The 26,032-nt window shown below is 70.3% G+C and carries 27 protein-coding genes and 1 other RNA gene; 8 read left to right on the forward strand and 20 right to left on the reverse strand.

Translation table 11 applies throughout. The features are described 5' to 3' along the window. Positions 1-57: 57 nt before the first annotated feature. The 9 genes from QTI68_RS20285 to QTI68_RS20325 form a co-directional block, all read right to left on the reverse strand. Entirely contained in the window at positions 58-1,110 is a 1,053-nt protein-coding gene (locus QTI68_RS20285) for a CobW family GTP-binding protein (RefSeq protein ID WP_286523880.1), read from the reverse strand. Positions 1,111-1,206: 96 nt separating this feature from the next. Further along, positions 1,207-2,409, reverse strand: coding sequence for a class I SAM-dependent rRNA methyltransferase (locus QTI68_RS20290; protein WP_286523882.1), 1,203 nt, complete (start codon positions 2,407-2,409; stop codon positions 1,207-1,209). Beyond that, positions 2,406-3,437, reverse strand: a complete 1,032-nt coding sequence (locus tag QTI68_RS20295) for a tyrosine recombinase XerC (protein WP_286523883.1) — start codon at positions 3,435-3,437, stop codon at positions 2,406-2,408. The genes QTI68_RS20290 and QTI68_RS20295 overlap by 4 nt, the downstream gene beginning before the upstream one ends. Then, positions 3,421-4,038 carry a YdcF family protein gene (locus QTI68_RS20300; protein ID WP_286523885.1) on the reverse strand — a complete coding sequence of 206 codons (618 nt, stop codon included), beginning with the start codon at positions 4,036-4,038 and terminating at the stop codon, positions 3,421-3,423. The genes QTI68_RS20295 and QTI68_RS20300 overlap by 17 nt, the downstream gene beginning before the upstream one ends. After that, positions 4,035-4,724: a DUF484 family protein gene (locus QTI68_RS20305; protein ID WP_286523886.1), complete on the reverse strand. Its 690-nt coding sequence runs from the start codon at positions 4,722-4,724 to the stop codon at positions 4,035-4,037. The genes QTI68_RS20300 and QTI68_RS20305 overlap by 4 nt, the downstream gene beginning before the upstream one ends. Further along, entirely contained in the window at positions 4,721-5,596 is an 876-nt protein-coding gene (gene dapF / locus QTI68_RS20310) for a diaminopimelate epimerase (protein WP_286523889.1), read from the reverse strand. The genes QTI68_RS20305 and dapF overlap by 4 nt, the downstream gene beginning before the upstream one ends. Before the next feature lie 43 nt (positions 5,597-5,639). Continuing rightward, a complete protein-coding gene (locus tag QTI68_RS20315) occupies positions 5,640-6,143 on the reverse strand; it encodes an ABC transporter ATP-binding protein (RefSeq protein ID WP_286523890.1) in 504 nt (167 codons plus the stop codon). A gap of 24 nt (positions 6,144-6,167) precedes the next feature. Further along, positions 6,168-6,668 carry a nucleoside deaminase gene (locus tag QTI68_RS20320; RefSeq protein ID WP_286523891.1) on the reverse strand — a complete coding sequence of 167 codons (501 nt, stop codon included), beginning with the start codon at positions 6,666-6,668 and terminating at the stop codon, positions 6,168-6,170. Positions 6,669-6,690: 22 nt separating this feature from the next. Continuing rightward, positions 6,691-7,887 (reverse strand): amidohydrolase family protein, encoded by a 1,197-nt coding sequence (locus QTI68_RS20325; RefSeq protein ID WP_286523893.1) that lies wholly within the window; start codon positions 7,885-7,887, stop codon positions 6,691-6,693. 171 nt (positions 7,888-8,058) lie between these two features. Between QTI68_RS20325 and QTI68_RS20330 the strand changes: the two genes are divergently transcribed. The 4 genes from QTI68_RS20330 (at position 8,059) to QTI68_RS20345 (ending at position 11,963) form a co-directional block, all read left to right on the forward strand. After that, positions 8,059-8,679, forward strand: coding sequence for a sensor histidine kinase (locus tag QTI68_RS20330; protein ID WP_286523894.1), 621 nt, complete (start codon positions 8,059-8,061; stop codon positions 8,677-8,679). A 76-nt stretch (positions 8,680-8,755) separates the two neighbouring features. Further along, positions 8,756-9,613, forward strand: coding sequence for a dioxygenase family protein (locus QTI68_RS20335; RefSeq protein ID WP_286523895.1), 858 nt, complete (start codon positions 8,756-8,758; stop codon positions 9,611-9,613). Positions 9,614-9,664: 51 nt separating this feature from the next. Continuing rightward, on the forward strand, positions 9,665-11,272 hold the full coding sequence (locus tag QTI68_RS20340; RefSeq protein WP_286523896.1) for an ATP-binding protein: 1,608 nt from the start codon (positions 9,665-9,667) through the stop codon (positions 11,270-11,272). 10 nt (positions 11,273-11,282) lie between these two features. Then, positions 11,283-11,963 carry a response regulator gene (locus QTI68_RS20345; RefSeq protein WP_286523898.1) on the forward strand — a complete coding sequence of 227 codons (681 nt, stop codon included), beginning with the start codon at positions 11,283-11,285 and terminating at the stop codon, positions 11,961-11,963. Between the two features lie 4 nt (positions 11,964-11,967). Here QTI68_RS20345 and QTI68_RS20350 read toward each other — a convergent pair whose 3' ends face one another. The 3 genes from QTI68_RS20350 to QTI68_RS20360 form a co-directional block, all read right to left on the reverse strand. Next, positions 11,968-12,942, reverse strand: coding sequence for a magnesium and cobalt transport protein CorA (locus QTI68_RS20350; RefSeq protein WP_286523972.1), 975 nt, complete (start codon positions 12,940-12,942; stop codon positions 11,968-11,970). Positions 12,943-13,005: 63 nt separating this feature from the next. Continuing rightward, positions 13,006-13,785 carry a slipin family protein gene (locus tag QTI68_RS20355; RefSeq protein ID WP_286523900.1) on the reverse strand — a complete coding sequence of 260 codons (780 nt, stop codon included), beginning with the start codon at positions 13,783-13,785 and terminating at the stop codon, positions 13,006-13,008. A gap of 3 nt (positions 13,786-13,788) precedes the next feature. Next, the gene (locus QTI68_RS20360) at positions 13,789-15,135 is read right to left on the reverse strand and encodes an NfeD family protein (RefSeq protein ID WP_286523901.1); all 1,347 of its coding nucleotides are present in this window, start codon (positions 15,133-15,135) and stop codon (positions 13,789-13,791) included. Positions 15,136-15,217: 82 nt separating this feature from the next. On the opposite strand from QTI68_RS20360, the gene QTI68_RS20365 reads away from it, so the two are divergent. After that, on the forward strand, positions 15,218-16,903 hold the full coding sequence (locus QTI68_RS20365) for an MBL fold metallo-hydrolase (protein ID WP_286523902.1): 1,686 nt from the start codon (positions 15,218-15,220) through the stop codon (positions 16,901-16,903). Beyond that, on the forward strand, positions 16,900-17,610 hold the full coding sequence (locus QTI68_RS20370; RefSeq protein ID WP_286523903.1) for an RNA pseudouridine synthase: 711 nt from the start codon (positions 16,900-16,902) through the stop codon (positions 17,608-17,610). Before QTI68_RS20365 ends, QTI68_RS20370 begins: the two co-directional genes overlap by 4 nt. A 27-nt stretch (positions 17,611-17,637) precedes the next feature. On the opposite strand, the gene rnpB is transcribed toward QTI68_RS20370, so the two are convergent. Further along, an RNA gene (gene rnpB / locus QTI68_RS20375) (RNase P RNA component class A) lies at positions 17,638-17,974 on the reverse strand. 72 nt (positions 17,975-18,046) lie between these two features. Here rnpB and cysK point away from each other — a divergent pair. Continuing rightward, complete coding sequence (gene cysK, locus QTI68_RS20380) at positions 18,047-18,964, forward strand: cysteine synthase A (protein ID WP_286523904.1); 918 nt, start codon at positions 18,047-18,049, stop codon at positions 18,962-18,964. A 77-nt stretch (positions 18,965-19,041) separates the two neighbouring features. Here cysK and QTI68_RS20385 read toward each other — a convergent pair whose 3' ends face one another. Continuing rightward, positions 19,042-19,464, reverse strand: a complete 423-nt coding sequence (locus QTI68_RS20385) for a type II toxin-antitoxin system VapC family toxin (protein WP_286523905.1) — start codon at positions 19,462-19,464, stop codon at positions 19,042-19,044. Beyond that, positions 19,439-19,705, reverse strand: coding sequence for a ribbon-helix-helix protein, CopG family (locus QTI68_RS20390; protein ID WP_286368833.1), 267 nt, complete (start codon positions 19,703-19,705; stop codon positions 19,439-19,441). The genes QTI68_RS20385 and QTI68_RS20390 overlap by 26 nt, the downstream gene beginning before the upstream one ends. Before the next feature lie 77 nt (positions 19,706-19,782). Here QTI68_RS20390 and QTI68_RS20395 point away from each other — a divergent pair, with 77 nt between their 5' ends. Then, entirely contained in the window at positions 19,783-21,447 is a 1,665-nt protein-coding gene (locus QTI68_RS20395; RefSeq protein ID WP_286523907.1) for an NAD(P)/FAD-dependent oxidoreductase, read from the forward strand. On the opposite strand, the gene htpX is transcribed toward QTI68_RS20395, so the two are convergent. From htpX to QTI68_RS20420, 5 genes are all read right to left on the reverse strand, one after another. Then, a complete protein-coding gene (gene htpX / locus QTI68_RS20400; RefSeq protein ID WP_286523909.1) occupies positions 21,448-22,323 on the reverse strand; it encodes a protease HtpX in 876 nt (291 codons plus the stop codon). A 152-nt stretch (positions 22,324-22,475) separates the two neighbouring features. Next, a complete protein-coding gene (locus tag QTI68_RS20405) occupies positions 22,476-23,246 on the reverse strand; it encodes a DUF3025 domain-containing protein (protein ID WP_286523910.1) in 771 nt (256 codons plus the stop codon). A 10-nt stretch (positions 23,247-23,256) separates the two neighbouring features. Further along, on the reverse strand, positions 23,257-24,051 hold the full coding sequence (locus tag QTI68_RS20410) for an NYN domain-containing protein (RefSeq protein WP_286523911.1): 795 nt from the start codon (positions 24,049-24,051) through the stop codon (positions 23,257-23,259). Beyond that, entirely contained in the window at positions 24,048-25,088 is a 1,041-nt protein-coding gene (gene pyrC, locus QTI68_RS20415) for a dihydroorotase (RefSeq protein WP_286523913.1), read from the reverse strand. The genes QTI68_RS20410 and pyrC overlap by 4 nt, the downstream gene beginning before the upstream one ends. After that, positions 25,085-26,002 carry a LysR family transcriptional regulator gene (locus QTI68_RS20420; protein ID WP_286523915.1) on the reverse strand — a complete coding sequence of 306 codons (918 nt, stop codon included), beginning with the start codon at positions 26,000-26,002 and terminating at the stop codon, positions 25,085-25,087. The genes pyrC and QTI68_RS20420 overlap by 4 nt, the downstream gene beginning before the upstream one ends. Between the last annotated feature and the right edge of the window lie 30 nt (positions 26,003-26,032).

Consider the following 26,032-nt stretch of genomic DNA (forward strand, 5'->3'; position numbering starts at 1 on the left):
TGGCTCCCGTAACAGGCGCGCGATTGTATAGAGAGAACCGCCCCCAGGGCTGTCAAATCAGACCAGACACTGGTCGAGGCCCTGTTCGAGGATCTCGCGCGGCAGGTCGATGCCGATGAATACCATGCGGCTGGTGCGCTTTTCGTCGGCGCCCCAGGCCGGGCCCAGGTCGCTGCCCATGAGCTGGTGCACGCCCTGGAAGATCACCTTGCGCTCGGTGCCCTGCATGTGGAGGACGCCCTTGTAGCGCAGCATCCGCGGACCGTAGATGTTGACGATCGCGCCCAGGAAGTCCTCCAGCCGGGCCGGATCGAAGGCCCGGTCGGAGCGGTAGACAAAGCTCTTGACATCGTCGTCGTGATGGTGGTGGTGGCCATGGCCTTCGTGCGCATGCGAGGGATGGTCGCAATGCTCGCCGTGGGCGTGGTCATGGTCGTGGTCGTGCGCCTCTTCTTCCTTGAGGAAGTCCGGGTCGATGTCCAGCTTGGCGTTGAGATTGAAGCCGCGCAGGTCGAACACGTCCTTGATCGGCACCTCGCCGAAATGCACCTTCTGCTGCGGCGCGCGCGGGTTCATGTGCTTCAGGCGGTGGATCAGCGCCTCGGTCTCTTCCTCGGCGACCAGGTCGCTCTTGCTGATGAAGATCTGGTCGGCAAAGCCGACCTGGCGCCGGGCTTCCTGGCGATCGTTGAGCTGCTGCGGGGCATGCTTGGCATCGACCAGCGTCAGGATCGAGTCGAGCAGGTAGCTCTCGGCGATCTCGTCGTCCATGAAGAAGGTCTGTGCCACCGGGCCGGGATCGGCCAGGCCGGTGGTCTCGATCACCACCCGGTCGAAGTCCAGCAGGCCCTTGCGCTTCTTGGCCGCCAGCAGCTGCAGCGCCTCGCGCAGGTCCTCGCGGATGGTGCAGCAGATGCAGCCGTTGCTCATCTGGACGATCTGCTCCTTCGACTCGGTGACCAGGATGTCGTTGTCGATGTTCTCCTCGCCGAACTCGTTCTCGATCACCGCGATCTTCTGGCCATGGGCCTCGCTCAGGATCCGCTTGAGCAGCGTGGTCTTGCCAGAGCCGAGGAAGCCGGTGAGGATGGTGGCGGGAATGAGGGCCATGGGAATGCTCCGGGGAGAAACGGGGGAACGGGGAAACGGGCGGAAGGCGGGAAGTTTAGCGACGCCGGCTCGGCCGCGCCGCGGCAAGGGCAAAGGCTATTTGCGCACCACCACCAGGCCTTTCAAGTATTCGCCTTCGGGGAACTCGATGGTCATCGGGTGGTCGGGCGCCGCGCCGAGGCGCTCGGTGATGTAGCCGTCGACCCCGGCGTCGATGCCGGCCGAGGCCACGATCTTGTGGAACAGGTCGGCGCCGATGCCGCCCGAACACGAGAAGGTCAGCAGGTGGCCGCCCGGCGCCAGCAGCTTGAAGGCCTGCCGGTTGAGGTCCTTGTAGGCGCGCGCGGCGCGTTCGGCGTGCGCCACCGTGGGGGCGAACTTCGGCGGGTCGAGCACGATCGCGTCGAACTGCCGCCCCTCCTCGACGAAGCGGCGCAGGCTGGCGTTGACGTCGGCGTCGAGGAATTCGCAACGAGCATCGTCGAAGCCGTTCAGGGCCACGTGGGCCCGGGCGCGCTCCAGCGCCGGCAGCGACGAATCGATCGAGATCAGCTCGGCGCCCTCGACCGCGTCCGCCGCCTTCAGGCCGGCCAGGGCGGCGACCGTGAAGCCGCCGGTGTAGCAGAAGCAGTTCAGCACGCGGCGAAAGCGCCGCCGCGCGGCCAGCTCGGCGAAGCGCTGGCGGCTGTCGCGCTGGTCGAGGTAGAAGCCGGTCTTGTGGCCGGTCGCGATGTCCAGGCCCAGCTGCCAGTCGTGCTCGCGGATGCGCAATTCGGTCGGGCCGCTGCCGCGCAGCCAGCCAGTCTGCGGCTTCAGGCCCTCGCGCTCGCGGCCGCTGGCGTCGGAGCGCTCGTAGAGCTTGTCGAGGCCGGTGGCGGCGAGCAGCGCATCGGCCAGCGGCGCCTTCCAGCGCTCGACGCCGGCCGACAGGAACTGCGCCACCAGCGTGTCGCCATAGCGGTCGACGATCAGGCCCGGCAGGCCGTCGGCCTCGCCGTGGATCAGCCGCAGGCCGTCGCTCTGAAGGTCGAACAGCAGCCGGGCGCGGACCGCTTGCGCGACCCTCGCCGCCACGAAGGCGGCATCGATGCGCTGCCCCTCGTCGAAGCTCCAGGCGCGGGCCCGGATCTTCGAATGCGGGCTGTACGCGGCCCAGGCCAGGAAACGGCCGTCCTCGGCCTCGATGCGGACGGTTTCGCCGGCATCGCCGCCGCCCTTGGCGATCGCGGATTCGAACACCCAGGGGTGGCGGCGCAGCAGCGAGCGCTCCTTGCCGGGACGCAGACGCAGAAGCTTCATGAATGACCGTTCTTGTTGCCGCGCCGCGAGCCGACGCCCGCTGGCGGCCCCTCGTCGCGCGCCTGGGCCCGGGGATGGGCGGCGTCGTAGGCCTTGGCCAGGTGCTGAAAATCCAGCCGGGTATAGACCTGGGTGGTGGAGATGCTGGCGTGCCCCAGCAGTTCCTGCACCGCGCGCAGGTCGCTGCTGGATTGCAGCAGGTGGCTGGCGAAGGAGTGCCGCAGCATGTGCGGATGGACCGGCGCCGACAGGCCGGCCTTGAGGCTGCGCCCGCGCAGCTGCTTCCAGACCGAATGGGCCGAGCAGCGGGTGCCGTTGCGGCCGATGAACAATGCCGCCGCGTTGCCGGGGTCGCGCAGACCTGCGGCCTCCAGCGCCGCACAGTCGCCACGCACGGCCAGCCAGGCGGCCAGCGCCTCGAGCGCCTTGCTGCCGACCGGCACCAGGCGTCGCTTGCTGCCCTTGCCGAGCACGTTGGCCTCGGCGGCATCGAGGTCGATCCAGCCCCGCGCCGTGCCGCTCGGCTGCACGTCCAGCCCGATCAGTTCGCCGACCCGCAGGCCGCAGCCATAGAGCAGCTCGACGATCGCGCGGTCGCGCGCCTCGTCCCAGGGGTCGGCCTCGGTGTCGTGCAGCTCGGCCAGCCGCACCGCGTCGTCGACCGCGAGCGCCTTGGGCAACGGACGCGCTGCCTTCGGCGCATGGACGTCCTGGACCGGGTTCGCACCGATCAGCCCCTCGTTGCCCAGCCAGCGGTAGAAGCTGCGCCAGCACGAGAGCACCAGCGCGATGCCGCGCGACTCGCGGCCGGCGCCATGCAGCTGGGCCATCCAGCGGCGCACGTGGGCGGTCTGGACCTGGTCGAGCGCCAGCCCGGCGGCGGCGGCGTTCTGCGCCAGCGAAGCGAGGTGGATGGCATACAGCTCGACCGTGCGCGCCGCCAGCCGGCGCTCGACCCGCACGTGCTCGAGGTACTTCTCGATCGAAGCCGGCATCGCGGCCGGCGCCGCTTCAGTGGAGGTAGCCATTGATCGCATTGTTCACGATCGCGAAAGGCTCGCGCAATGCACCCTTGAAGGCCATGCCCCAGGTCTGCCAGCAGCTGCTCGGCGCGGCGGCGAACTGGACATCGAACTGGCGGTCGAAGCCGCCGGCGTGCGCCAGCCGCTCCGCCCGCCAGAGGTGATAGGGCTCGGTGACGATGACCACGCTGTGGATGCCCGCGGCCTGCAGCACGGCGCGCGACAGCGCCAGGTTCTCGCGCGTCGACTGCGAGCCGCCCTCCAGCAGCGCGCTTCCGGCATAACCCACGCTGCGCGCATGCCGCGCCATCACCTCGGCCTCGATCCGGCCGTCCTCGCGATCGACGCCGCCCGAGAACACCAGCTGGCGGACCGCCCCGGCCTTGGCGAGCGCGACGCCGGCGTCGACCCGGCCGGTCATGCAGGGGTTCGGCCGGCCGTCCTTGTAGGCCCGGTTGCCGAGCACCAGCGCCGCATCGGCGGGTCGCGGCGGGGGCTCGGCGAGGCGGGCGAGCGCATGGCGCCACACCATCAGGTGGATCGCCGCATAGCCAGCCAGCAGGATCGCCAGCACGCCCCAGGCGACGCGCCGCAGGGTCCGGTTCAAGGGCGCAGCCGCGACAGCGCGCCCGAGGCGAGCTCGGCGATGCGCTCCAGGAAATCGGTGCCCATCTCGGCGTTGAAGCGCTGGGCGTCCGGCGAGGCCAGCACCAGCAGGCCGAAGGCCGGGGCCTCGGGCTCGGCCCGCAGCGGGATCAGGGCGATCGACACCGCGGCCTGCGGCTCGGCCAGCCAACCGGCCGCCTCGAAGCCGGAGTTCAAGCCGCAATAGGGGGCGGTCAGCGAGGTGGCGAGCGCCTTGACGTCGTCGCTGACCCACTGGGCGTAGGCCTCGTCCCGGTAGGCGCTGTCGCAATCCCAGACCTTGATGGCGGTCTGCGGCACCAGGAACAGCGACTGCAGCTGGCCGGCGATCTGCCCCGGCAGCCCGCGCGGGTCGCGCGTGGTGAGCAGGCCGCGGGTCCAGCGCTGCAGGCGGTCGGCCGTGACCACGTTCTCGGTGCCGTGGCGCACCATGTCCATGACGCGATGCTCGAGCGCCTTGATCTTCTCGCGCAGCATCTCGGCCTGGCGCTCCTGCAGGCTGACGGCACGGTTGCCGTGCGGGCTGGTCAGCTGGACCTGGCCGAGCAGCTGGGCATGGCGCTCGAAGAAATCGGGCGTGTTCGCCAGGTAGTTGGCAATGTCGTCTTCGGTGATCGGGTTCATGGCGTTGGCGTTGAAATTGTTCATGACGGGTCCGGCACCTCGATGTCGCCCTCGAAGACGGTGATCGCGGGGCCGGTCATCAGCACCGGGGCGCCGTCGCCGGCCCATTCGATGGTGAGCAGTCCGCCGCGGGTCTGGACATCGACCCTCGTGTCGAGCAGGCCGAGCCGGATGCCCGCGACCACCGCGGCGCAGGCGCCGGTGCCGCAGGCCAGGGTCTCGCCGGCGCCGCGCTCGAAGACCCGCAGCCGCAGGTGGGTGCGGTCGACCACCTGCATGAAGCCGGCGTTGACGCGTTGCGGGAAGCGAGGGTGGTGCTCGATCAGCGGGCCCTGCGCCGCGACCGGTGCGGTGTCGACGTCGGCGACGATCTGCACCGCGTGCGGGTTGCCCATCGACAGCACGGCGACGGCCACGATCGCGCTGCCCGCATGGGTGCCGAGCGCCAGGTGCCAGGTGTGCCATCCGCCTTCGGGCTGCGGGTCGAGGCCGGCGGGGTCGAAGGGCACGCGGGCCAGGTCGAAGACCGGGGCGCCCATGTCGACCGTGACCCGGCCGTCGGCCCCCATGCGCGGCTCGATCACGCCCGACAGCGTCTGCACCCGCACCGCGTCCTTGACCGTCAGTTGGCGCTCGCGCACGAATCGCATGAAGCAGCGCGCGCCGTTGCCGCATTGCTCGACCTCGCCGCCGTCGGCGTTGTGGATCACGTATTGGAAATCGATGCCCGGCGCCGGCGACGGCCGCACCGAGAGGATCTGGTCGGCGCCGACACCGAAATGGCGGTCGGCCAGGAAGCGGTACTGCGCGGCGTCGAGGCCGAGCGTGCCGCGGGTTTCGTCCAGCACGACGAAGTCGTTGCCGGCACCCTGCATCTTGGTGAAGCGGATTCGCATCCCGGGATTATCGGCTGAGCATCCCGCCGGCCCCGGCCGGACTTCAGAACTTGCGGTTGTAGGTGAAGATCAGGCCCGCGGTGCCGAGGGTCCCGATCTGCACGGCATCCGCCTTCGTGATCTTGTAGCCGATCGCGGGGATGATGCCGAGGCCGAAGCCGTCATGGTTGAAGGGCACCTTGTCCTTGTACTGGCCCACGTAGCCGTAGATGATGCCGCCCGACAGCTTGAAGTAAAGCGACGGATAGCCGAACAGGTTGTCCCAGCGATAGCCGTAATAGGCATACGCGGACGCCTGGCCGAAGGAATTCTGGAACGCCGACAGGCCCCACATCCAGCCGTCGGGCTGGTTGCGCTCGAGGCCCAGCAGGTAAACGTGCGTGTGTTCGTCCTCGTTGCTGAAATGAACCGCGAAAGGGCCGACGACCAGCTCCCACCACGGTTCTTTACTGAACGAATCCTGAACATCTGACGGCTGGCCGAAGGCCGTGTGCGATGCCAGGGAAATCAATGCGATACCAAGGAGCGAGCCGATCCGAAATTTCATGTGGGCCGGATTCTGCCCGGAAGATCATTCGAATTCCACCTTTCGCGCTATGGCCCAATCTGAAAGCACCTGTATCGCATCGTCCGCCATCCGTTGCTGGGCCGGTGGCTGGCGTCGCTCCAGCGGCGCGCCGGCCTCGGCGCGCAGCGCCTCGACGTCGATCGGATGGCGGGCCGCCACCGGAACGCCCTCGAAGGCGGCGCCCGATTGCGCGAGCGAGGCAGCGTAGTAGAGCTGGCCGATGCCGGCGATCCGCATCGCCGCGACGCACAGGGCGCAGGGCTCGCACGAGGTGTAGAGCTCGCAGCCGCCGAGGTCGACGGTCTGCAGCCTGCGGCAGGCGTCGCGGATCGCCTCGATCTCGCCGTGCGAGGTCGGGTCGAAATGCGCCACCGAGTGGTTGAAGCCCTCGCCGACGACCACGCCGTCCTTCACCACCAGCGCCGCGAACGGCTCGGTGCCGGGCGTCTGCAAGGCCTGGGCCGACAACGCGATGGCGCGCTTCATGAATTCTTCCTGGTACATCGTGTTTTCTCCGTGGGGGATGTCAGATCAACGAGCCGTTGCGCGCGCAGATGCGCCCGCCGGCCACGACCAGCCGGCGCGGCGGTCGCGCCACGATGGCCTCGGCCACGGTCTGCGCATCGACCAGCACCAGGTCGGCCCGATCACCCGGTGCCAGGCCATAGGCCTCGAAGCCGCAGCCGCGCGCACCGGCGTGGGTGACGCAGTCGAGCGCGACATCGAGTTCGTCGTCGCGGCGCAGGTTGTAGCGCAGGCCGATCAGCATCGCGCGCTCGAGCATGTCGGGGTTGCCGTAGGGCGACCAGGTGTCGCGGATGCCGTCGTTGCCGCCCAGCACCGTGAGGCCGGCCTGACGGCAGGCCAGCAAGGGCGGCACGCTGCGCGACGGCGGCGCGCTGGTGATCAGCACCATGCCGAGCTGCGCCATGCGCGCGATCAGCGGGTCGCGCTCGGCCGGCGGCAGGTCGCCGAGGCAGAAGCCGTGGCTGATCGCCACCCGGCCCTGCATGCCGAGCGCGGCGATGCGGTCCATGATCAGCCCGAGCGAGAAGGCGCCCATCGCGCCCGGTTCGTGCAGGTGGATGTCGAGGCCGCAGCCGCGGCGTGCGGCGATGCCGAAGAGCGTGTCGAGCGAGCGCACCGGGTCGCCGTCGATCGCGCAGGGATCGAGCCCGCCGAGCAGGTCGGCGCCCGCGCCCATCGCCTGCTCGAGCAGCGCCGCGGTACCGGGCCGCTGCAGCAGGCCGGACTGCGGGAAGGCCACGATCTGGATCTGCTGCAGGGCCTGCATGGCCTCGCGCGTGCGCACCACGCCCTCGAGATGGCGCAGCCCGGCCTGGGTGTCGATGTCGACATGGGTGCGCAGGCGGGTCGTGCCGCTGACCAGGAAGGCCCGGGCCAGCGCCAGCGACTGGCCGGCCGCATCGTGACCGCTGGCCTGGCGGAAGGCGCGTTCGTTGTCGATCTTGTCGACCAGCCGGGTGCCGACTTCGTTGCGGTACCAGGCCATGCCCCAGAGGGTCTTGTCGAGATGGGTGTGGCCCTCGACCAGGCCGGGCAGCAGCAAGGCGCCGCCGCCGTCCTCGATGGCGACCGGGCCCTGCGGCGCCTCCAGGGCGCTGCCGATCGCCGCGATCCGGCCGTCGCGCAGCAGCAGGTCGACCGGCGCCCGGCCCAGCGGGCGCACGTTGCGGATCAGGAGGGCATCGGACAGGGACATGGAGCGCTTCAGTGGCCGGTAGAAGAAGCCTCGATGGTAAGAGCGGCCTGCACCTCAGCCTGCGCCTCGATTGGGGAGATTTCTTGAAGGCCCGGCACGGCGGCCGGATGCTGTTGCGCCGAAGCCGCAGGCAGTGACTAATGCGCGGCATCGCCACTGACTTTCATCCAGATGAATCCGATTCCCGCCTGCATCGCCCTCCTCTTCGCGCTGCTGCTCTGCGTGCCCTGGCGCCTGTTGAGGCCGCGCACCGGCAGCGCCGCCCCGCCGGCCATCGCACAGCGCGCCCATGCGCCCAGCCCGCGCAGCCACACCGACATCCGCCAGCTGCTGCACCAGATGTCGGAGTCGCTGCGCGGCCGGCTGCAGGCCGCCGGCATGGCGCTGGAGCTGAGGCTGCCAGGCGACCCGCTGCCGGTGGTGCTCGACCGCTCGGGCATGCAGGAGGTGCTGGCCCGCATCGTCGAACTGGCCTGCCGCGCGATGCACGCGGGCAGCACGCTGCAGGTGCTCGGCCGCATCGACGGCGTGCATGCCGTGGTCAACTTCATCGATGCCGCGCCCGGGCTCGACGAGCCGCGCCTCGCGCGCTGCTTCGACGCCGTCGCCGCGCGCAGTCCACGCTGGCGCAGCGACGTCGACGCGATCGCGAGCGTCGCGCTGTGCGAGCAGATCGTGAGCGAGCACCGTGGCCGGATCTACGCGGCGCCGTCGCCGCTGGGCAGCCTGGGCATCACGCTGCGGCTGCCGCTGGAGCGGGCCGCCGCCGAGGCGGCACGGCTGCGGGCCTGAGCGCCGCCCACGATTTCTCCCAGATCGCGGCGCACAGTCGCCACCGCGCACTGTTGCGCGCAGGAGAAGACCCCAGATGCAAAGCCCTTCCTCGCCGCTGCGCGCGGCCGACCGGCGCCGTGTACTCGGCAGCCTCGGCTCGCTCGGCCTCCTCACGCTGGCCGGATGCGGCGGCGGTTCCGACGGCAGCAGCGGCAGCTCGACGCTGGCATCGACGCTCGCGACGGGCGGCGCGACCACGGCCGCCACCACGGCCACCGACACTGCCGCGACGGCCACCTCGACCAGCAGTTGCCAGGTGGTGCCCGAAGAAACGGCCGGCCCCTACCCCGCCGACGGATCCAGCGCCAGCAACGCCACCTACAACGTGCTGGCGCTCGCCGGCATCGTCCGCTCGGACGTCCGCACCAACATCGGCGGCAGCGCCCAGGTGGGCGGCGCGCCGTTGACCCTCACGATCACGCTGACCAACACCCAGTCCGCGTGCGCGCCGCTGGCCGGCTATGCGATCTATCTCTGGCATTGCACGCGCGAAGGCACCTACTCGGTCTACACCACGCAAAGCCTGGCCGACAACCACCTGCGCGGCGTGCAGGAGACCGATGCCGACGGCAGCGTGCGCTTCGTCACGGTGGTGCCCGGCTGCTATGCCGGGCGCATGCCGCACATGCACCTGGAGATCTACCGCAACCTGTCGACCGCCACCGCGGCCGGCAACAAGCTCAGGACCACCCAGCTCGCATTCCCGACCGACGCCTTGCGCAGCATCTACGCCAGCACGGCGGGCTACTCGCAGAGCGTGGCGAACCTCAACGCGATCAGCTTCGCCAGCGACAACGTCTTCAGCGACGGCACCGCGCTCGAGATGGTCGGATTCGCCGGCGATGCCGCCAACGGCTACACCGCCAGCATCACGATCTCGATCGCTGCCTAGCCAGATTTCGTCTCGGGGGATGCCGCAGAATGTGGCTCGCCCTTCCTGCCCATGCCCCGCCTGACGCTCTTCCGAAAGATATTCCTCGCACTCGCCGTGCTGCTGCTGGCTCTGCTGCTGATCTTCGCGGGCTTCTCGCGGCTCGGCCTGCAGCGCGGACTCGGCCCCTACGTGGCGGAGGTGGAACTGCGGCGGATGGACTGGTTCGCCGAGATCCTCAAGAAGCAGTACTTGGCCGCGGGCAACTGGAGTGCCTTGCGCGATGACGAGGACGCCTGGTTCCGCCTGCAGATGGAGCCGTTCCGGCCCCAGGGACCGCCGAACAGCAAGATGCCGCCCTTCGGTCCGGAACGAGACCGCCTGCGTCCCGTCCCGCCCTGGCCGCCGTCGGACTTCCGCCCGCCGCCGTGGCAGGGCGACCCACCCTTCAACCACCCGGACGGGCCGCGTCCGATGCAGTCGCCGGAGCTGCTGCCGCCGCGCCTGACGCTGCCGCTGCCGCCACCGGGTGCGATGCGGGACCCGCGCAACCGTCCCGACTCGGTCTACCGTCGCCTGAGCCTGGTCGACGCCGGCGACCACTGGATCGCCGGTGCCCGGGTCGACCCGGCCACCGCCGCCCGGCTGCCGCTGCGCAACGGCGACCACGTCATCGCGGTGCTGCTGCTGGCGCCGCTCGAAGGCCTCGAGACCGAGGCCGACCGCGCCTTCGTGGCCCGGCAATCGAGCTTCGTCATCTGGACCGGGATCGCCGGATTCGCGATCGCCCTGCTGTTGTCGTGGCTGCTGGCGCGGCGCTGGTTCGCCCCGATCGAGGCGCTGACGCAGGGCGCCGAACAGATCGCGCAAGGCCGGCTGGACGCCCGCGTGCCGGTGCGCGGACAGGACGAGCTGGCCCTGCTCGGGCGCACCTTCAATGACATGGCCGAGCGCCTCGACGGCATCGAGGCCTCCCGCCGGGCCTGGCTGGCCGACGTGGCGCACGAGCTGCGCACCCCGCTGGCCGCGATGCGCGCCGAGATCGAGGCGCTGCAGGACGGCGTGCGCAGCTTCGACGACAAGACGGCGCTGCGCCTGCACCGGCAGGTGATGCGGCTCGGCCAGCTGGTCGACGACCTGCGCAGCAGCATGGCCGAGCGCGCCGACGCGCCGCCGCGGGTCGCCGTCGACCCGCTGGCGTTGCTCGACGAGGCCCTCGCCTCGACCCGCGAGCGCTTCGCGCAGCGTGGCATCGCGGTCGACGCCGCCGAGCTCGCGCAGCTCTCGACGCAGCAGCGGCCCCTGCTGCAAGGCGATCCGCGGCGCCTCCACCTGGTCTTCATGAACCTGCTGGAGAACACCCTGTCGTACACCGACACCGGCGGGCGCCTGCGCATCGGCGCCCGGATCGAAGCCGGTGCGGGCAGCGAGCGGCTGGTGCTTCGATTCGACGACAGCGCGCCCGGCGTCGCGGCCGCGGAGCTGCCGCGGCTGTTCGAGCGGCTGTTCCGCGGCGAGGCCTCGCGCAACCGGGCCCTGGGCGGCTCCGGGCTCGGGCTGGCGATCTGCCGCGCCACGGTCGAGGCGCACGGCGGGACCATCGAGGCGGCCCCCTCGCCGCTGGGCGGGCTGCGCATCGTGCTGGCGCTGCCATTGACAACCCCGCAGCCGACCCCTTGAGGAACACCCCATGACACGAATCCTGGTCGTCGAGGACGAGGACGACATCGCGTCGGTCCTGGTCGACTACCTGCAGCATGCCGGCTACCAGGCCGAGCGCGCCAGCGACGGCGAGCAGGCCCTGGCGCGGATGCTGCATTCGCCGCCCGACCTCACGCTGCTCGACATCATGCTGCCGCGGCTGGACGGCATCGAGGTGCTGCGCCGGGCGCGGCTGCGCAGCACCAGCCCGGTCATCATGCTCACCGCGCGCATCGAGGAGGTCGACCGCCTGCTCGGCCTGGAGCTCGGCGCCGACGACTACATCTGCAAGCCCTTCTCGCCGCGCGAAGTCGTCGCACGGGTGCGCGCCGTGCTGCGCCGCAGCGGCTCGGACGGCACGACGCCGCCGGCACCGGCACGCCTGCTGCTCGACGACACGCACTGGCGCGCCAGCCTGGACGGCATCGCGCTCAACCTGACGCGGCTCGAGTTCCGCCTGCTCCAGGCGCTTTCGCGCCAGCCCGGGCGCATCTTCTCGCGCGCGCAGCTGCTCGACCTGGCCTACGACGACACCGCCGAGGTCACCGAGCGCGCGGTCGACAGCCACATCAAGAACCTGCGCCGCAAGCTGGCCGCCGCGGCGCCGGGGGACGACTGGATCCGCTCGGTCTACGGGGTCGGCTTCGCGTTCGAGGACGCGCGCGCCTGAGCGCTCACACCCAGCCGGCGCGCCGGAAGCGGTAGTAGAGATAGCCGGATATCGCCGCGATCAGCAGCAAGGCCACCGGATAGCCGAAGCGCCATTGCAGCTCGGGCATGTGCTGGAAATTCATGCCCCAGATGCCCGCGAACGCGGTGCAGACCGCGAAGATCGCCGCCCAGGCGGCCAGCCGCTTGGTGACCTCGCCGTCCTCGATCGTGACCATCGACAGGTTGACGCTGATCGCCGTGCCGATGGTGTCGCGGCTGGCATCGACCGACGCGTTGATGCGGCCCAGGTGGTCGACCACGTCGCGGAAATAGTCCTGGACGCCCATGCAGATCTGCGGCACCCGGCCGCCGTGCAGCTTGCCGACGCCCTCCAGCAGCGGCGCCACCGCATGCTTGAGCACGGTCAGCCGCCGCTTCAGCTCGTACAGCCGCTGGATGCTCTCGCGCGCGGAGCCCTTGGTGAAGATCCGCATCTCGATGGTCTCGAGCTCGACCTCCAGCGCGTCGATGACCGGGAAGTAGCGGTCGACCACCGCATCCATCAGCGCGTACAGCACGAAGCCGGGCCCTTGGCGCAGCAGCTCGGGCTCGCGCTCGCAGCGCTGGCGGACCTCGACGAAGCCATGCTCGCTGCGGTTGCGCACCGACACCACGTAGTTGCGGCCGACGAAGACATCGACCTCGCCGACGCCGAGTTCGCCCTGGTCGAGCCCATCGGGCTCCAGCAGGTGCAGCACCGCGAACAGCGAATCGGCGTACTCCTCGACCTTGGGCCGCTGGTGGCCGTGCTGGGCATCCTCGACCGCCAGCGGATGCAGGTCGAATTCCTGCTGCAGTTCGGCCAGCTCAGCGGGCGTCGCCTCGTGCAGCGCCACCCACACGAAGCAGCCCGGCCGCGACAGGTAGTCGCCGATCTCGGAAACCGGAATGTCGGCGAGCTTGGAACCGTCTTCGTAGACGACGCAGTTGATGAGCATGGAGAGGGCCCGGGCGATGGAGACGAATGATCTTGCCACGCCCCGCGCGGCGGCGAGATGCGCTCAGCCGCGCGGCGGCCGGTCGTCCAGTCGCTGCAGCAGCTTGCCGATGAGGTCGATCGGCAGCGGGAACACGATGGTCGAGTTCTTGTCGGCGCCGATCACCGTGAGCGTCTCCAGGTAGCGCAGCTGCAGGGCCTGCGGATGCCGGCCCAGGATCTCGGCCGCCTCGGCCAGCTTGACCGAGGCCTGCAGCTCGCCCTCGGCATGGATCACCTTGGCGCGCCGCTCGCGCTCCGCCTCGGCCTGGCGGGCGATCGCGCGCACCATGTTGTCGTTGAGGTCGACATGCTTGATCTCGACGTTGGTCACCTTGATGCCCCAGAGGTCGGTCTGGGCCGCGAGGATCTTCTGGATGTCGAGATTGAGCCGCTCGCGCTCGGCCAGCAGGTCGTCGAGCTCGTGCTTGCCGAGCACCGCGCGCAGCGTGGTCTGGGCCAGCTGGCTGGTGGCCTCGAAGTACTTCTCGACCTGGATCACCGCCTTCTCGGGATCGACGACGCGGAAATAGAGCACCGCGTTGACCTTCACCGACACGTTGTCGCGCGTGATCACGTCCTGGCTCGGCACGTCGAGCACCATCACGCGCAGGCCGACCCGCACCATCTGCTGCAGGCCGGGGAGCAGGATCACCAGGCCCGGCCCCTTGACCTTCCAGAAGCGCCCGAGCTGGAACACCACGCCGCGCTCGTACTCGCGCAGGATGCGCAGCGAGGCCGCTGCGAGCATCGCCGCCAGCAGGACGAACAGCGCCAGCAGCACCATGTTGAAGTTGAAGAACATGTCTCAAGCCCGCGACGGGCCCTCCGTGTTGTCCTCCGCCACCTGCAAGGCCAGCCCCTGCACGCGCATCACGCGGATGCGGCGGCCCGCGCGCAGGCCCTGCGCGCCGCGCACCTTCCAGTAGTCGCCCTGGATCTGCGCCCAGCCCTCGCCGTCGGCGAACTCGACCAGCTCGCCGGTGGCCCCGACCAGCGTCGAGACCCCGAGCACCGGCGGCCGCCGCCGGCTCTTGGCGGCGGCACCCGCGACCACCACGATGAAGCCGGCGGAGACCACCGCCAGCGCGCCGACCAGCCACAGCGGGACGCCGAAGCCGGGTGCCTCGTTGTCGATCAGCAGCACGGCGCCGATACAGAAGGCGGCGATGCCGCCGACCCCGAGGGCGCCGAAAGTCGGCAGGAAGGCCTCGGCGATCAGGAAGGCCACGCCGAGGAAGATCAGCCCCAGCCCGGCGTAGTTGACCGGCAGCATCTGCAGCCCGAAGAGCGCCAGCAGCAGGCTGATCGCGCCGACCACGCCCGGCAGCACGAAGCCCGGGTTCGAGAACTCGAACAGCAGGCCGTAGATGCCCAGCATCATCAGCACCAGCGCCAGGCTCGGCTCGGTGATCACCGACAGCACCCGGCTGCGCCAGTCGGCATCGAACACCAGCACCTGGGCCTGCCGCGTCGACAACCGCAGCACACCCTGCGCCGTGCGCACCTCGCGGCCGTCGACCTGGCGCAGCAGGTCGGCCACATCCTGCGCGATCAGCGTGATGACGTTCTTCTGCAATGCCTCGGCCGCCGACAGGCTGGCCGACTCGCGCACTGCCAGCTCGCCCCACTCGGCGTTGCGCCCGCGCAGCTGCGCCAGGCTGCGCAGGTAGGCCGAGGCGTCGGCCAGCCGCTTGGCGGCCATCGTGTCCGGCACGGCCGGCGTCGGCGCCCCGATCGCCACCGGCGTCGCGGCGCCGAGGTTGCTGGCCGGCGCCATCGCGGCGATGTGGCTGGCGTAGAGGATGTAGGTGCCGGCGCTGGCGGCGCGGGCGCCGTCCGGCGCCACGAAGGTCGCCACCGGCACCGGGGAGGCCAGGATGTCCTTGACGATGTCGCGCATCGAGGCGTCGAGGCCGCCGGGCGTGTCGAGCTGGATCACGGCGAGCCGGGCCTGTTCGCGGACCGCCAGCCGGAGCCCGCGGCGCACGTGGTCGACCGCGGCCGGGCCGATGGCGCCGTCGAGCTCCATCAGGACGACAGTGCCGGGCAAAGCGGGCGCGGGTGCAGCGGCAGGCACGGCTTGGGCGCCGGCCGCTCCCACCGCGTGGGCGAGGAGGACCAGTCCCATCAGCCATGTGGTGGCGGACCGCATTCGATGATTCTAGGCACCGCTGCGAACCCTGTCACAGGGCGGACAGCGCACGCGGCGCCCGATCTCCCGATAATCGCGAGCCATGGTACGCCCCACCCAATATCTCCATCCCCAGCGCGAGCCGGCGCCGGTCCGCGCTGCCGCGACCGTGCTGCTGCTGCGCGACACGGCCGACGGCATCGAAGTGCTGATGACCCGGCGCTCCGCCGACGCCAGCTTCGCGCCCGGCGCCTACGTGTTCCCCGGCGGGCGCATCGACGAGGGCGACACCCCCGCGCGCGCCATCGCGACGCGCCGCCGCACCCAGAGCCGGGTGCAGCTCACCCAGGCCATCGCCGCCATCCGCGAGAGCTTCGAGGAACTGGGCGTGCTGCTGGCCCACCACCCCGACGGCCGGCCCGTGAGCGCCGAGGAAGTCGCCGCGATGGACCGCGGCACCGCCAGCACCACGGTGGCCTTCGCCGACCAGTGCGTGGCGCGCGGCCTGCTGCTGTCGACCGACAAGGTGTTCACCTTCGCCCACTGGATCACCGACCGCGACCTGCCCAAGCGCTTCGACGTCCCCTTCCTGGTGGCGCGCATGCCCGAGGGCCAGACGCCGACCGCCGACGAGACCGAGCAGTTCGAGCCCTGCTGGGTGCGGCCGGCCGACGCCCTGGCGCGCCATGCGGCCGGCAACTTCTTCATGATCTTCCCGACCGTGCGCACGCTCGAGCGCATGGTCGCCTACCCGACGGTCGACGCGGTGCTCGACGCCTGCGCCAACCGCGCCGCCGGCGAAGGCCCGATCTGGACCAGCTGCCCGCGCGCGGGGTGGCTGAAGGGCCAGGAAGCCCGCTACATGGAGACCGAGTCGGCCTTCGGCGAACTGGCGCTGGTCAGCCCCGACGGCCAGATCGTCCACACGCTGGACTGGCAGAGCGCGCAGGCGGTGCCGCTTTTGAAGAACGTGCAGCGCCTGACCGCGCCGAACCCGGGCGCCATGACCGGCCCCGGCACCAACAGCTACATCGTCGGCGACGCCGACAGCGGCTACATCGTGATCGATCCGGGGCCGAACGACTTCGACCACATCGGCCGGCTGTGGCGCGCGACCCAGGGCGACATCCGGATGATCGTCTGCACCCACTCGCACGCCGACCATTCGCCTGGCGCCCTGCCGCTGCAGAAGCTGTGCAAGACGAGCCCGCCGATCCTCGGCCTGGCCTCGGCGCCGACCGCCCGCTCCACCGCCCGCTTCGCGCCCGACCGGGTGCTGCAGGACGGCGAGCGCCTGGTCCTGACCACGGCGGCCATCAGCGACAGCGGCGAGACCCGGGTGCCGCTGCACACGCTGCGCGTGATCCACACGCCGGGCCATGCGGCCAACCACCTGTGCCTGGTGCTCGAAGAAGACGGGCTGCTGTTCTCGGGCGACCACATCCTCAACGGCAGCACCACCGTGGTCGATCCACCGGACGGCAACATGAACGCCTACCTCGACTCGCTCGACAAGCTCGATGCGGCCTGCGCCGACGGCGGGATCGGCTTCATCCTGCCGGCGCACGGCTACGTGCTGGGCGAGGCCCGCGCCGCCATCGCCCACCTGAAGGCGCACCGCCTGAAGCGCGAGGCCAAGATCGCCGCGGCGATGCGCGAGTTGCCCGACGGAACGCCCGAGCAGTGGCTGCCGCTGGCCTACGACGACGTGCCCGAGCGCATGTGGCCGGTGGCCGCGCGCTCGCTGGCGGCGCATGTCGAGCGCATCCAGCAGATGGCCAAGCCATGAAGGACGCCGACGACGAAGGGATCCGGCTCGCCAAGCGGGTCGCGGCGCTGGCCGGCTGCTCGCGGCGCGAGGCCGAGCTGCTGATCGAGAACGGCGCGGTGCGGGTCGACGGCCAGCCGGCGCTGGTGCCGCAGGCGCGGGTGCATGCGCACCAGCAGGTCGAGATCGAATCCGGCGCCCGGCCCGAGCCGGTGGTGCCGGTCACGCTGCTGCTGCACAAGCCCGCCGGCATGGCGACCGAGACGGCGCACCGGCTGCTGGTGGCGGCCAACCACCACGAACCCGAACGCGCCGGCCTGCGCTTCCTGCCGCGCCACGTGGCGGCGCAGCGCTGCATGACGCCGCTGGAGACCGGCGCCAGCGGGCTGGTGGTGTTCACGCAGGAGTTCCGGGTCGAGCGCAAGCTGCAGGAAGACGCCGGCATCATCGAGCACGAGGTGATGGTCGACGTCGCCGGCCCGGTCGGTCCCGAGACGCTGGCCCGCCTGGAGCGTTCGCCGGCACGCGTCAGCATCGGCCAGCAGGCCGAGGGCCACACCGGCCTGCGCTTCGCGCTGAAGGGCGCGCGTCCGGGCCAGATTGCCCATATCTGCGATGACGCCGGGCTGCAGATCCTGGCGATGAAGCGCATCCGCATCGGGCGGGTGCCGCTGTCGGGGCTGCTCGCCGGCCAATGGCGCTACCTGACGCCCTCGGAACGGTTCTGACGGCGTCGAGGGGCGCGCGAATGAAAAGTGTGGAGCACGCCTGTAAGCCGGATTCTGTGCACTGAGGACTCTTGCGAGCCCCCAGCGTGACCGCCATTACTCTGGGCCGTTTGTCGCCAAACGGCTCGATGCCACCTACCCGCCAGCTCTGCGGAACCACATCAACGCTGGCCTACTTGGTGTTGCTGCGCGCAGAGATTGCCCGTTTCACCCGGCCGGGGTTGCCCCCGGCCGACTCGTCTCTGTTGCTCTGATCCTCACCTCGCGGTGGGGAGCCGTTAGCTCCTGCGCTGTCCTGTGCAGTCCGGACGTTCCTCCAGTGCGCTCTTTCGAGACTTGCACCAGCGGCGGTCCGGCGTGCTCCACCCGCGGATTATCGCCACAATGGCGCTCCTCCCCTTTTTCCGACCCCGGGGCCCGGCCCCAAGGAGACCGAATGAAAGCCGACACCATCCTGCAAACCATCGGCGGCACGCCGCATGTCCGCATCCAGCGCCTCTTCGGCCACGCCACGCAGCAGGTCTGGATCAAGTGCGAGCGCGCCAACCCCGGCGGCTCGATCAAGGACCGCATCGCGCTGTCGATGGTCGAGGACGCCGAGCGTTCGGGCGCGCTGAAGCCCGGCGGCACGATCGTCGAGCCGACCTCCGGCAACACCGGCATCGGCCTCGCGATGGTGGCGGCGGTCAAGGGCTACAAGCTGATCCTCGTGATGCCCGACAGCATGTCGGTCGAGCGGCGGCGGCTGATGCTGGCCTACGGCGCCAGCTTCGACCTGACGCCGCGCGAGAAGGGCATGAAGGGCTCGATCGCGCGCGCCGAGGAAATCGTCGCCGGCACGGCCGGCGCCTGGATGCCGCAGCAGTTCAACAACCCGGCCAACATCGAGGTCCACGAGCGCACCACGGCCGAGGAAATCGCGGCCGACTTCCCCGATGGCATCGACGTGCTGATCACCGGCGTGGGCACTGGCGGCCACATCACGGGCTGCGCCCGCGTGCTCAAGAAGAAGTGGCCGAAGCTGCAGGTCTTCGCGGTCGAGCCGGTGGCCTCGCCGGTGATCTCGGGCGGCCAGCCCTCGCCGCACCCGATCCAGGGCATCGGCGCCGGCTTCATCCCGAAGAACCTCGACACCGCCCTGCTCGACGGCGTGCTGCAGGTCGACGCCGAGCCGGCGCGCGAGATGGCGCGCCGCTGTGCCCGCGAGGAAGGCATGCTGGTCGGCATCTCGTCGGGCGCGACCCTGGCCGCGATCGCGCAGAAACTGCCCTCGCTGCCGGCCAATGCGGTGGTGCTGGGGTTCAACTACGACACCGGTGAGCGCTACCTGTCGGTGGATGGGTTTTTGCCCTAGTGAGGCCTTGCGGGACAGACCAAGAAACCGCGCAGCGGTTTTTGCTCTGTCCTCAACTGATCAGACGCAGCCGTCCGTCAATCCTTCAGCCAGATCCGCTTCAGCCGCTGCCCACGCGGGCTTCGATAGCGGTCGAAGTCCTTGCGATCCACCGTCAGCACGTTGTAGATGCCGGTCCGATCGGCGGCGAAGACCAGCGCGACGTCCGCCAGGTCGGCGCCGCCGTCGGCGTAGCGCTCGGTGAAGTCGGCGATCTCGGACAGGTCGGCCGGGTCGCTGGCCAGCACGGTCAGCCGGCCGGCGGCGGCCCAGCGCAGCAGGTGGAGCCACGCGCGATCGTCGAGCAGGTGACCGGCCTCGGTCAGCACTTCCCAGACCGTGTAGAGACGCCTGCCGGACAGCTGCTGCAGCATCGCGACGGCGCCCGCATGGTGGGCGTCGCCGTCGTTGAAAAGCGCGACCAGGAAGCCGGTGTCAGCGAGCGTATCCGTGCTTTTCACGCAGCCGCTCCAGGATCGCGCGCTTGGCCGGATTCGCCACCTGCCCGGGCTGCCGCAGGCCGCCGCCCTGGCCGATGTACATCGCGTCGATCTCGCTCGCCGCACGGTCGATCGGCATCACCTTGGCCGCATAGGCGGCAATGCTGCGGCGGATGAATTCCGACTTGCTGATGCGCAGCGCCTCGGCGGCGCGCTCGAGCAGCACCTCGTCTTCCGCCGGCAATCGAATCGACAGGGTCATGGATCGTCTCCGTAATACAAAATTGTAATACACTTGCGGGATCACAGCCCCTGCCCGATCGATACGGGCCTCCAGCCATGATCCGCATCTCCGAAATCAAGCTCCCCCTCGCCCACGACGCGGCGGCACTGCCCCAGGCCATCGCCTCCACCCTCGGCATCGCCGTCGAGGCCATGGCCGGCCACACGGTCTTCAAGCGCAGCTTCGACGCCCGCAAGGCCGAACTGCTGCAGGTCTACATCGTCGACGTGGCGATCGCTGATCCGGCGCTCGAAGCCCGCCTGCTGGCGAAGTTCGCCGAAAACCCCCGCATCGGCGCCACACCCGACATGTCCTGGCAGGCACCGGTCGAGGCGCCGGCCGCGCTGCCGCTGCGTCCGGTGGTGGTCGGCTTCGGCCCCTGCGGCATCTTCTGCGCCCTGATGCTGGCCCAGATGGGCTTCAAGCCGATCGTGCTGGAGCGCGGCAAGACCGTGCGCCAGCGCACCCGGGACACCTGGGGCCTGTGGCGCAAGAGCGTGCTGAACCCGGAGTCGAACGTGCAGTTCGGCGAAGGCGGCGCCGGCACCTTCTCCGACGGCAAGCTCTACAGCCAGATCAAGGACCCGCGCTTCCTCGGCCGCAAGGTGATGGAGGAGTTCGTCAAGGCCGGCGCGCCGCCCGAGATCCTCTACGTCGCGCACCCGCACATCGGCACCTTCAAGCTGGTCAAGGTGGTCGAGAACATGCGCGAGCAGATCGTCCGGCTCGGCGGCGAGATCCGCTTCGAGCAGCGCGTGACCGACGTGCTGCTCGAGGACGGCCCGGACGGCGGCAAGACGCTGCGCGGGCTGGTCGTGCGCGACCAGCAGACCGGCAAGACCGAAGAACTGCGCGCCGACCACGTGGTGATGGCGCTGGGCCACAGCTCGCGCGACACCTTCGAGATGCTGTACGCGCGCGGCGTCCACATCGAGGCCAAACCGTTCTCGATCGGCTTCCGGGTCGAGCATCCGCAGGGCCTGATCGACCGCGCCCGCTGGGGCCGGCATGCCGGCCATCCGCTGCTGGGCGCGGCCGACTACAAGCTGGTGCACCACGCGAGCAACGGCCGCTCGGTCTACAGCTTCTGCATGTGCCCGGGCGGCACCGTGGTGGCCGCCACCAGCGAGCCGGGCCGGGTCGTGACCAACGGCATGAGCCAGTACTCGCGCAACGAGCGCAACGCCAACGCGGGGATCGTGGTGGGGATCGAGCCGCGCGACTTCCCGGGCTGGGAAGACGGCCGCACCGGCCCGGCGCTGGCCGGCATCGAACTGCAGCGCTCGCTGGAATCGAATGCCTTCGTGCTTGGCGGCGGCGACTACCGCGCGCCGGGCCAGCTGGTCGGCGACTTCATCGCCGGCCGGCCCTCGACCGCACTCGGCAGTGTCGAGCCGTCGTACAAGCCGGGCGTCACGCCCGGCGATCTGCACGCCGCGCTGCCGGCCTATGCGATCGAGGCCATGCGCGAGGCCTTCCCGGCCTTCGGCCGCAAGATCAAGGGCTTCGACCTGCACGACGCGGTGCTGACCGGCGTCGAGACCCGGACCTCGTCGCCGATCCGCATGACCCGCGGCGAGGACTTCCAGAGCCTCAACGTGCGCGGCCTGTACCCGGCCGGCGAAGGCGCGAGCTATGCGGGCGGGATCCTCTCGGCGGGGGTCGACGGCATCAAGGTCGCCGAAGCCGTTGCGCGCAGCGTGGCCGCGCGCGCCGGCTGATCAACCCTGCGCGCCCTGCAGCGCCGCGATGCGCTGCTCGATCGGCGGGTGGGTCGCGAACAGGCTGCCGAGCTTGCCCGTGATGCCCATGGCCTCGACCGACTTCGGCAGCTCGCCGGGCGGCAGGCCACCCAGGCGCGCCAGCGCATTGATCATCGGCTGCTTGCGGCCCATGAGCTGGGCGGCGCCGGCGTCGGCGCGGTATTCGCGCTGGCGCGAGAACCAGGCCACCACGATGGCGGCGGCAAAGCCCAGCACGATGTCGAGCACGATCGTGGCCACGAAATAGCCGATGCCGGGACCCGACGAGCGTTCGTCGTTGCGGCGCAGGAAGCTGTCGACCGCATAGCCGATCACGCGCGACAGGAACACGACGAAGGTGTTCATCACGCCCTGGATCAGGGTCATCGTGACCATGTCGCCGTTGGCGACGTGGGCCACCTCGTGGCCGATCACGGCCTCGACCTCTTCGCGCGTCATGTTCTGCAGCAGGCCGGTCGACACCGCCACCAGCGAGGAGTTCTTGAAGGCGCCGGTGGCGAAGGCGTTCGGGTCGCCCTCGAAGATGCCGACCTCGGGCATGCCGATGCCGGCCTTGTCGGCGAAGTTGCGCACGGTCTGCACGATCCAGGCCTCGTCGGGCGACTGCGGGTCGTTGATGATCCGCACGCCGGCCGACCACTTGGCCATCGGCTTGCTGATCAGCAGCGAGATGATCGCGCCGCCGAAGCCCATGATCAGGGCGAAGCCGAGCAGCGCCCCGAGGTTGAGCCCGTTGGCCGTGAGAAAGCGGTTGACGCCCAGCAGGCTGGCAACCACGCCCAGGACCGCGACCACCATGACGTTGGTCAGGACGAAAAGAAGGATGCGTTTCAAGTTGGATTCTCCGTGGGGAAACAGGGGGTGTCCGCCTCTGGACATGAGGGTCCCGACCCGGCTTGCAAGGGTTCGGGCGCCATCATAGGAGGAACCGTGGGAAGCAAGATTAAGTCCCGCGGGGCTGACAAAGCACCGAATACCAACTGGATTCAGAAGGAAATCTCGCGCCGCGACCGCGGGCTCCTGAAGACGAAGGGGTCGTCGTAGAAGGCCGGCGCCTCGTTGGGCGCCCACCAGCCCGGCACGCCCAGCACCGGCAGCGGCACGAACGGCTTGGTGGCGAGCCAGGCGGGATCGAGCGCCGCCGCGATCCGGGTGTCGTCCGGGCCGAGCGACGGGCTGGCGCCCGGCGCCATCAGCACATGGGCGGTGGCCGCCTTGCGCGGGGCGGCGAGCTTCTCGAGCAGCGCGTGGCCGAACACCTGCAGCCGGGCGTGGCGCCACAGGTCCCGCCGCGTGACGAAGAGCCGTTGCCAGTCGCGCGCGAGCAGCGCCTCCCACAGGGCTGGCGGGGCTTCGAGCACCGCGCCGTTCTCGTCGAAGAGGGTCAGCGCATCGCGCAGCGGCCCGCGCGTGGCACCGATGCCGGCGCGTGCGATCTCCGCCGCCTGCAGTTCATTCAGGCGCCGCTTGGCGCGCGGAAAGCGCAGCCACGCCAGGCCGTTGAAGAGATCGTGCAGGTTGTCGCGCGTCGGCACGCCCGCGGTACGGAAGATGAAAGCCTCGTAGGCTTCGGCGCCCGCGCTGTCGCCCGCGACGAAGCGCAGCGGCCCGGCGGCCAGGTCGATGGGCGACGGCTCGCTTGCCAGCGCCTCGGCCACGCCGAGGCCGGATGCAGTTCTTGCGGCCACCCGTTGCACACGGGGCGCGAAGGGCGCCAGCCAGGGCGCTGCGGCGTCGACGGCCAGGCCGGCAGCCATCGCCGTCGCCTCAGCCCGGCATCGGGCCGATGTACTGCACCTTGTTGGGCGTCTTCTCGGGCGTCAGCAGGAACAGTTCGGGGTATTTCTTGAACAACTTGGGCGAACTCGCACTCTTGCCGAGCAGCTTGGCGGCGCGCAGCCGCTCGGCCGCGACATTGAGCTCGACCTTGTTGCCCATGCCGAGCTCGGCCACCGCATCGAGGATGTGCAGCACGTCGTCGGGCAGCACCGGCGCGCGCGGCGCCGGTGCGGGCGCTTCGGCCTTGGTGCGGCGCGGCGCCCGGGCGGCGCGCTTGGCGGCGGGCTTGGGTGCGGGCTCGGCCTTGGCGGCGGCCTGCCGGGCGGCGGGCCTGGCCACGACGGGCTTGCTCGAAGACGAATGGTGCTGCAGGTCGACGAAGCTGTCGTAGATCGCCACGGTCTCCTCGCCGGTCTTGCCCTGCTGGCCGATGCCGCAGACGCGACAGCCTTTTTCGCGCAGCCGGATCACCAGCGGCGCGAAATCGGAGTCGGACGACACCAGCACCACGACATCCGGCCGCTCGGCGATCACCAGGTCGATGGCGTCGACCGCCAGCGCGATGTCGGTGCTGTTCTTGCCGGCCGACAGGTTGACCATCGGCCGGATCGACAGCCGCTTGAACAGCGACTGCTGCTTGAGTGCGGTCTCTGCATTGCAGTAGGCACGCCGCGCATGCACCGCGCCGTGCTCGGCCAGGGTGCGTTCGACCGCCTGCTCGATCACGTCGGCCGACACGTTGTCGGCATCGACCAGCAGCATCACGCGAGGGGCGCCGTTCACACCAGCCTCCAGGCAACGGTCTCGCCGCCGCGCAAGGGCTTCAGCGTCGCGTCGCCGTAGGGCACGGTCTCGGGCACGGTCCAGCTTTCGCGCCGCAAGGTCACGCGGTCGGTGTTGCGCGGCAGGCCGTAGAAGTCGGGGCCGTGGAAGCTCGCGAAGCCTTCGAGCTTGTCGAGCGCGCCGGCGTTGTCGAAGGCCTCGGCGTAGAGCTCGATCGCGGTCAGCGCGGTGTAGCAGCCGGCGCAGCCGAGCGCATGCTCCTTGAGCGCGGCCGGGTGCGGCGCGCTGTCGGTGCCGAGGAAGAAGCGGCCGCTGCCGCTGGTGGCCGCCTCGACCAGCGCCACGCGATGGGTCTCGCGCTTGAGCACCGGCAGGCAGTAGTAGTGCGGCCTGATGCCGCCGGTGAAGATCGCGTTGCGGTTGTAGAGCAGGTGGTGCGCCGTGATGGTGGCGGCGGTGAAGCGATTCGCATCGCGCACGTAGTGGGCGCCCTCCTTCGTGGTCAGGTGCTCGAACACCACCTTGAGTTCGGGGAAATCACGCCTGAGCGGGATCAGCACGCGGTCGATGAAGACCGCCTCGCGGTCGAACAGGTCGACCGCCGGGTCGGTCACCTCGCCGTGCACCAGCAGCAGCAGGCCGTGCTTCTGCATCGCCTCGAGGGTGGCGTAGGTCTTCTTGATATCGGTCACGCCGGCGTCGCTGTTGGTGGTGGCGCCCGCGGGGTAGAGCTTCAGGGCGCGGACGCCGGCCGCGGCGGCGCGTTCGATCTCGTCGGGCGGCAGCTTGTCGGTCAGGTAGAGCGACATCACGGGCTGGAAGGCGGCGCCGGCGGGCAGCGCCTCGAGGATCCGGGCGCGGTAGTCGAGCGCCTGCTGCGCGGTGGTCACGGGCGGGCGCAGGTTGGGCATGATCAGCGCGCGGCCGAACTGGCGGGCCGAATGCGGCAGCACGGCTTCGAGCGCGGCGCCGTCGCGCACATGCAGGTGCCAGTCGTCGGGGCGGGTGATCGTGAGGGTGTCGGCGGGGGTGGTCATGGGGCCGATTGTCCCATCGGGCCCGTCGCCCCCCGCACCCGCTCCAGGATGAAATCGATGAAAGTCCGGATCGCCCGCGTGTGCTGCCGGTTCGGCATGTAGAGCATGTACATCCCGGTGCCGAAGATGCTGAGCCGCCAGTCGTCGAGCGTGGTCAGGACCTCGCCGCGCCGGACGTCGTCCAGCACCACGTAGTCGGGCACCAGCCCGATGCCCAGCCCGGCCAGGATCGCCTGCCGCAGAAACAGGAAGTTCTCCGAGATCAGCGTCGGCTCGAGGATCACCTCGCGCCGCTCCTCGCCCTGGTAGGCCGACACCCGCAGCTGGCGCCCGACGACGGCCGAGGTCACGACCGGCGCCCCGTGCAACTGGTCGAGCTGGGTCGGCAGCCCGTTCGCCTCGGCGTAGCCGCGCGAGGCGCAGGCCACGTAGCGCACCGGCCCGAGCTCGCGCGCCACCAGGTTCTGCGGCGGCTCGGGTATCACGCGGATCGCGATGTCGACCTCGTCGCGCAGTAGGTCCTCGATGCGGTTCTCGAACAGCACGTCGAGCACGATGCCCGGGTACATCCGCTTGAAATCGATCAGCCAGCCCGACATCACGAGCTGGCCGTAGCCGCTCGGCACGCTCAGGCGCACCCGGCCCTGGAGGCTTTGTCCCAGCGTGGTCACCGATTCCCGGGCCGCCAGCAGCTCGCCCTGGATCGCCAGGCCATGCTGGTACAGGCGCAGGCCGATCTCGGTCGGCTCGGCCCGCCGCGTGGTGCGGCGCACCAGCTGGGCGCCGACCGAGCGCTCGAGCTGGTTCAGGTGGTAGCTGACGTTGGCGCGGCTCATCTTGAGCCGGCGCGCCGCCGCACTCAGGTTGCCGGCATCGAGGATCTCGACCAGCAGGGTCAACGATTGCAGGTCCATGGCGCCCGATTGTGTCAAAAATCCTTTGAC

The organism is Variovorax sp. J31P207, from assembly GCF_030316965.1.
In the GTDB taxonomy this organism is placed as follows: Bacteria; Pseudomonadota; Gammaproteobacteria; order Burkholderiales; family Burkholderiaceae_C; genus Variovorax; species Variovorax ginsengisoli_B.